This is a genomic window from Nocardioides sp. P5_C9_2 (assembly GCF_054049555.1).
Genome location: NZ_JBFUMD010000204.1, coordinates 1 through 6324, shown reverse-complemented (window position 1 = coordinate 6324; position 6324 = coordinate 1). Strand labels below are relative to the sequence as shown.

Genomic DNA, 6324 nt, shown 5'->3' with positions numbered 1-6324 from the left:
ATGGTGCTCGGTGCGATGAGTCGGTCAGGCCTCCGCGCCGTCGGCAGGTCGAGCCACTCCCTGAGCCTCCGCAGTCTTGGCCGCGTCGCGTTTCTCGCCGAGATCGGCGAGGAGCGAGTCGATCGCCACGAAACCGCCTCCGAGCAGGACCGCACCGATCGGTGTCGGCAGYTTCGTGCGCCGGAGCGCCGTCGTCGCGGCCAGCATCGCTGTTGACCACGACGCCACGGCCGTCGCGAAGGACACCGAGCCGCGTTTCCACGGCTCGTCCGTGTCAGGGATGACCATGAAGACCTGTAGTCCGGGCTTGTTCACGAACCAGCCGCCCGCGTAAGCCGCGAAGAGGATGCGCGAGCGCGTGGACGTGCCAGTGGCGAGGTAGGAGCCAGCCACACCGACGCCTCGGATCACTGCCCCTGGTCGCACCTTCATCTCCGCACCTCCGCGTCGATCGTCTCGCGTCCCTCGTCGAGGGGCAATGGCCAGACCTAGATACCTGCACGTACAACCGGGCGTGGCTCGAACCGCTCCGCAATGGCTTGGCGGGCACAGCAGCGCTCAACGCGGCAGACCCGGGCGTGAGGCATCAGCGGGAGAACAACGACCTGTGCTCCTCGATCCACGTGATCGCTGCCAGTTCTTCCCTCTCGACACTGCCCTCAGCGACCCACGTCTTCTGTGGTTCCCGCCCTTGATCCGCAAGGAAGCGCACGTGCTCGATGGTGTAGCGGACGCGTCGAACAACTACGTCAGCGACGTCAAAGTCGGCCGCAATGCCGTACGCGTCGAGGAAGGCTTCGATGCGCGCGCGCCGGTCGGGGAGCTGTGGGAAGTGGTGCCACTCCAGTGCCGACTGGTCGTCTCGTATCGGAGCGAACCACAGCAAGGCGTATGCCACGTCTTCGAGCTTGGACGCGCGGTGCAGGAAGTCCCAGTCGATGAGCGCGACCGCCTCTCCGTCCCGCCAGACGAAGTTCCACGGTCCGGGATCGCCATGGACGAACACGTCGCCGCCCTCGACCGAGGGAGCGGCAAAGACGGCGTTGTCCGGTGGAACCCAGTCCGTCGAGGCGTCGTGAATGCGCCGCAGCAGACGCGCTGCCGACCGCAACCCCTGCTCGTCGTGCTGGTTCTTCCAACCGTCACCGCCACTTTCGCCCTCGATGAAGCGAAGCGTCTCCGTCTCATCGGTGAGCGAAATTGGCTCGGGAACGCAGTCGAGACCTTTGGCGCGAAGATGCCGCAGGAATGAGTGCGCGGTTGGGGTGTGGGGCCCGGCCGGACGAGTGACTGTTTCAGCCGTCAACTCGATTGGCCGCAGCTGCTCGTTCACTTCTGCCGCTCGGCTCAACACCTCGTCGCTTGCCATGGTGGGACCTTCACATGAGCACCGGTTCGACACCAACGAGTTCTGGCGAAACCACGCGCTCATTGGCATGGGCGGACGCACGGGTCGCGGCAGATGCGGACGTAGAGGGACGGAACGGGTTCCCCACGTCGCGAGTCATAGCGGCGTGAGACTCGCCGACGTGTATCCCTACCGGGTGGCGGCTTTGCTGTTGTGCGCTTGGACGGCCGGCATGCTCGGGGCACCCCCGGCCGCCGCTTCGTGCGCGACTGCCCCTGTCCCATCGCCATATGCGTTCGTAGGAACGGTCATCGCAACCAGCCAAGGTGATCGGGTGGTGCAGGTTGTGACTGATGACGGCGCGACCGTGACTGTTCGGGGAACGACCGGTTCCTTCACTTCAGTAGATCGTCGCTATGCGTTGGGCGGTAGGTACGAGTTCCACCCGCTCAACGACGAGTCCCCCTACTCGGACAACTCGTGTACTGCGACCCGACAACTGAGCGGCCCCTCGTTGTCCGCTATGCCTCCCGAGGTAAGTAGGGGAGTCCTGCCTGAGTGGCTCCCGGTAGACGAGCAGGCTGGCCCGGTGGGCTACCTGCTCTTCTTCGGACCTATCACCGTCGCCCTCGGCATTCTGATTGTCGGGCTGCGTGGAGTTGTCCGTGGAAGGCGCACTGCGTCGCGAACCTCGTGAGCACCCTGCGTAGCGCACGTCTTTACGCGCCCGGTCTCGGCATGTGCGGCGCAACTGCTGAGGGCGTTGCCCCGTCTGCAGGGTGGTCTGTACCGGGACGCGCCTGGCGTTGCTCGCCGCCATACTGCAAGAGGACCGTCCCTCATGTTCGCACCGAGGAGGTGATCGTGATGGCACTCGCGCCGAGCATGAGCAAGCGCCTGGCGGCCGAGTTCCTCGGCACGTTCGTCCTCGTCTTCGGTGGCTGCGGGACGGCCGTTCTCGCTACGACCAACACCGATGTCGGTGTCGGGTGGCTAGGCGTCGCGCTCGCCTTCGGCCTCACGGTCCTCACCATGGCGTACGCAGTCGGCCACATCTCCGGTGGCCACTTCAATCCCGCAGTCACCCTGGGCGCGGCGGCTGGGGGCCGGATCGCCTGGAAGGACGCCCCTGCCTACATCGCCACTCAGATCGTTGCCGGGGTCGTGGCTGGCGCCGTCTTGCTGGTCGTGGCCAACGGGCTGGACGGCTTCTCGGCCGTGGACAGCGGCTTCGCCTCGAACGGCTACGGCGATCGCTCACCGATGGGCTACAGCCTGCTCGCCTGCTTCATCATCGAAGTCCTGCTGACGGCCATCTTCCTGTGGGTGATTCTGGGCGCCACCGACACTCGCGCGCCCAAGGGGCTGGCACCGCTGGCCATCGGCCTCGCGCTCACCCTTATCCACCTGATCAGCATCCCGGTGACGAACACGTCGGTGAACCCGGCGCGGTCCATCGGTGTGGGAGTGTTCGCAGGCGCAGACGCCATCGCGCAACTGTGGCTGTTTGTCGTCGCCCCGATCGCCGGTGCCCTGATCGCTGGCGTCACCTACGCCACCTTGCTCGGCGACGATGCAGCCGTCAGCCTGCCCGAAGCCATGGAGACCTGAGTCCCGACGTCGCCAGATCTCGGCGCTGAAGCCCGCACGTAGGCACGTCACTCAGCCGGACCGACGCGGGGCCTTCTTCGACGCCGACCTCGGCAGCCTCGGCCTCCTGTGCCCCTTCGGCAGCCTTCGACGCGTCGCGGGTCTCACCTGCTCGATCGTCTCGCGCAAACTCGCCCACCGGCAAGCATCCGCATCTCGGCATGAGCGCGCACTCGTGGCGGCAGATGAGGACGTTCAGGCGTGCGGTGCCCGAGACCGGAGGGCCGTCAAAGCCGGCCGTAGGCCCGTAGGGTGCGCAGAGCCCGGAGAGTCTCGATCCCACGCCACTCCAGTGCGGAGGCGCACCCTGGTGGTTCCCACGTGATCGACCAGCCACCGTCTGGCTCCTGGTCACGGACCAGGCGGTCGAGGTGGCCCCCGATGGTTGTGTCGTCGAACAGTCGCCTCCAGGGGCTGTCCGGCGACGGCGCCAGGTGGAGCGGGGTAAGGCCGTAGCCCGGGTCCGACGGATCCGCCCGGTACCAGGCGGCCTTGCTCAGCCAGTCGCCCACGTGCGCAGCGACGGTCTCCGCCCGACCTCGGTCAGGCACGTGGGCGAGGAAGACCAGCACCTCGCTCAGAGCGTGCGCGTCTTCGTCGAAGCCCGGTTCCAGTCGTTCCCAGGTCCAGTCGGTGGCCCGGTCGAGCCACGGGTGGGTGACGCCCAGCTGGTGCAGCCGCCCGGCCAGCCCGGCGGTCGGGTTCAGTCCGGGCGTGTAGGTCCACTCCGACCAGTGCTCGGCCCGCGGGTAACGCTCCATGACCGGCAAGGCCAAGGACACCGCTCCGTTGGGAGCGGCCACCGAGGCCAACCAGTCACAAGCGCCGCTGACAAGTCCGTCCTCGTCTGGGTTGTCTGAGCCTTCCGCGGTGTCGCCCTCGYTGGCTGCCAGGAGGATTCCGAGAGCGCACTCGACGTCGATGGGAAGGCTTGCCGGGCAGCGCTTGTCGGGTTCCAGGCCGTGACCGAACCCCCCGTCGGGGTTGCGGTAGGCCCGAACGGCGTCAGTCACGCCGGAGGGGTCGGCTACGTCGAACAGCACGCCCGCGAGGCGGCGCTCGACAAGCCTTCCTTCGCGGTCGAGAAATGCTCGAGCAGCAGCGAAGGGGTCTTCGGTCACGGACGGCAGTCTGGCACGAGAAGCACCTCGCGTCGGTCAGCCAACGATGCGCAGCAGCGCGGTTCGCGAAGCACGCTCATCGGCAGTTCCGCGTGCTCTCAGCGGCAGATGCGGATGCAGGAAGTGCATAGGGTGGGGTCCGGCCGGCCCGGCAGGTAAGAGGGAGAGACGGGTTCCACCGCAGGGTGGAAGAAGTGCTGGGAAGTAGACCCCGCCTCCTCGCCGACCACGGACCAATCGCGGCAGATGCGGAGTTTGGCGTGTCGCGGGTTGCCACGTGGGAACGTGAGCGCATGGACGCGCCCTACCCGTCGCCCCCGACTCTCGATCGCTCCACCGCACAGGCTCTCGTGACGTGGCTGGACGCGATGGCTGACCGGCTGTCAGCCGAACACGCGACTGCCGCCTCTCATGGCCACGCGGTCTCCGGTCAGAGCCTGAAGAACCTGGACTTGTACACGAACGCTGCGCTGCTCTTCCGCGAGGCATACAGCGTGGGTTGAGCGCCCGTCCACGCCAGGTCGGCGCGAGCCGATCGCTGAGCCATGCGACGTTTGAAGGGACGGTCCATCGGCGAGGTCTCCGTCGGCGTGAGTGAGCCGGGGCCGGCTGGTGACCTGGGCAGGCGAGGACGGCGGCCCGCTCGACATCGGCCGTGGCTCGCACCGGGTGCGGGTGAGCGCGCGGGGCCGCGATGAGGGTGCGGCCGGCGAGCGACCATGCCGCCTACTGGCACCGAGAGGTCGGTGGGCGTCGCTGAAGGTTCATCGCACTTCTCCCGTCGTACGGACCATTCGGTGCTCCCGCCCAACCTGTTCGCTCTTCGTGCACCCGTCCAGCCGGAAGCCCTGCCGCTCGTAGAACGCGACAGCACGATCGTTGCCCTCCAGCACCCACAAGTACGCCGGTGCGGATCCGAGCGCCGCGCTCAACAGTGCGTAGCCAACGCCGTGCCCGTACACGGCGGCGCGCACGTAGAGGGCCCACACCTCGAGATCAGGGAGGTTGGTCCGAGCTTCGTCGCGTCCCGGTCCGTGGCTCATGAAGCCGACCAGGCCACCGTCGCCATGAGACCGAGCGAGCCAGGTGCGCCCGTCACCGACGAGGATGTTCTCTCGCCAGCGTGCGACCCGGAGGGAACGGGACCTGCGGCGCTCCATCAGGATCTCGGCGCCGATCAGATCGCTGTATGCCTCCTCCCACACGTCAAGGTGCAGCGATGTGAGGGGCCGGCGTCGGGCTCGCTGCGGTCGTCGCAGGGGTGGTCCTCACGGCATGGCACCGGCGCACTCATTCCCCCCTGACGGTCGTTGGCCCGGTGATCGAGTCCCGTCGCGACGACCACCCTTCACGGCCGCGCCGYCAGCTCGCCGGGTCAGAACCGGTAGTCGAACTCCGCGACGTCCTTGGCGTAGACCTCGGCGATGCGCTCGCGCGTAGTGGACGTGTAGTAGTCGCGCCACGAGCCGCTGGAGCGGGCGTTGCGGTGCGGCAGCTCGATCGCCGGCATGCCCAGCTCGCGTTGGATGGTGGCGATGTCCTCGGCCAGGTGCTCGGTGCGGCCGATGAAGTCGGCGCGGTGGTCGTCGCCCACGAGGTAGTCGACCTGCGGCATGGCGAGCCGGTCGTGCTCGGCGGTGCCGCGCAGGACGAACTCGTCGAAGTCGGCGTACGCCGCGACCGCTCGCCAGAGCGGGTTGCCGTCCCGGGTCGAGCCCCAGTGGCCGTCCTGCGGCCGCCCGGAGGCGGGCCCCCAGCGATGGTTCCAGGTGTCGATCATCGAGTACCAGGACACCATCCGCGACCAGGGGTTGCGCACGAAGCCGAAGGACCAGTAGTCGGCCAGCCCGGGCTCGTGGCGCAGGATCCGCTGGAGCCGCGCGTGCCGCTGCCTGCCGACCGTGCGGGCATCGGGGCAGGCCTCGCGGAGCAGCTGCTCGACCGACGCCCCGCCCGTCTTGGGGATGTGGACGAACAGCATCCGGCGGTCGTCGGAGATGAGCACCCGAGCAGGCTAGACGACGGTCGCCCGTCGGCCGGACGCCCGGTGTGGCGGGCGGGCCGTCGGTGCGTGTCGACCCGCCGCCTAGGCTTGCCGGGTGAACCGCTTCCGTGCTCGCAACAAGTCCGACGCCACCCTGCGCTCCTCCCCGGACCAGGTGTGGGACGTCCTCACCGACCCGGTGCTCCTGACGAAGCTGACGC

Annotated in this window: 7 protein-coding genes; 2 read left to right on the top strand and 5 right to left on the bottom strand. The window is 68.0% G+C overall.

Annotation, left to right across the window (positions count from 1 at the left end):
• Positions 1 to 24: 24 nt before the first annotated feature.
• Positions 25 to 393 (bottom strand): hypothetical protein, encoded by a 369-nt coding sequence (locus tag ACXJKL_RS11650; protein WP_457207210.1) that lies wholly within the window; start codon positions 391 to 393, stop codon positions 25 to 27.
• Positions 394 to 586: 193 nt separating this feature from the next.
• The gene (locus ACXJKL_RS11645) at positions 587 to 1369 is read right to left on the bottom strand and encodes a phosphotransferase (protein ID WP_457207209.1); all 783 of its coding nucleotides are present in this window, start codon (positions 1367 to 1369) and stop codon (positions 587 to 589) included.
• An 846-nt stretch (positions 1370 to 2215) separates the two neighbouring features.
• On the opposite strand from ACXJKL_RS11645, the gene aqpZ reads away from it, so the two are divergent.
• Positions 2216 to 2959: an aquaporin Z gene (gene aqpZ, locus ACXJKL_RS11640; protein WP_457207211.1), complete on the top strand. Its 744-nt coding sequence runs from the start codon at positions 2216 to 2218 to the stop codon at positions 2957 to 2959.
• Positions 2960 to 3225: 266 nt separating this feature from the next.
• On the opposite strand, the gene ACXJKL_RS11635 is transcribed toward aqpZ, so the two are convergent.
• Entirely contained in the window at positions 3226 to 4119 is an 894-nt protein-coding gene (locus tag ACXJKL_RS11635; protein WP_457207208.1) for a hypothetical protein, read from the bottom strand.
• Between the two features lie 293 nt (positions 4120 to 4412).
• Between ACXJKL_RS11635 and ACXJKL_RS11630 the strand changes: the two genes are divergently transcribed.
• Positions 4413 to 4622, top strand: a complete 210-nt coding sequence (locus tag ACXJKL_RS11630) for a hypothetical protein (protein WP_457207207.1) — start codon at positions 4413 to 4415, stop codon at positions 4620 to 4622.
• 261 nt (positions 4623 to 4883) lie between these two features.
• Here ACXJKL_RS11630 and ACXJKL_RS11625 read toward each other — a convergent pair whose 3' ends face one another.
• Together ACXJKL_RS11625 and ACXJKL_RS11620 are read right to left on the bottom strand one after the other, a co-directional pair.
• Positions 4884 to 5324, bottom strand: a complete 441-nt coding sequence (locus tag ACXJKL_RS11625; RefSeq protein ID WP_457207206.1) for an N-acetyltransferase family protein — start codon at positions 5322 to 5324, stop codon at positions 4884 to 4886.
• A 170-nt stretch (positions 5325 to 5494) separates the two neighbouring features.
• Positions 5495 to 6124 (bottom strand): sulfotransferase family 2 domain-containing protein, encoded by a 630-nt coding sequence (locus ACXJKL_RS11620; protein ID WP_457207205.1) that lies wholly within the window; start codon positions 6122 to 6124, stop codon positions 5495 to 5497.
• Positions 6125 to 6324: the final 200 nt, after the last annotated feature.

What these genes read in the sequence shown, in the direction of transcription:
- ACXJKL_RS11645 (WP_457207209.1), bottom strand. Translation starts at nt 1,369, where the DNA reads ATGGCAAGCGACGAGGTGTTGAGCCGAGCGGCAGAAGTGAACGAGCAG.
- aqpZ (WP_457207211.1), top strand. Translation starts at nt 2,216, where the DNA reads ATGGCACTCGCGCCGAGCATGAGCAAGCGCCTGGCGGCCGAGTTCCTC.
- ACXJKL_RS11630 (WP_457207207.1), top strand. Translation starts at nt 4,413, where the DNA reads ATGGACGCGCCCTACCCGTCGCCCCCGACTCTCGATCGCTCCACCGCA.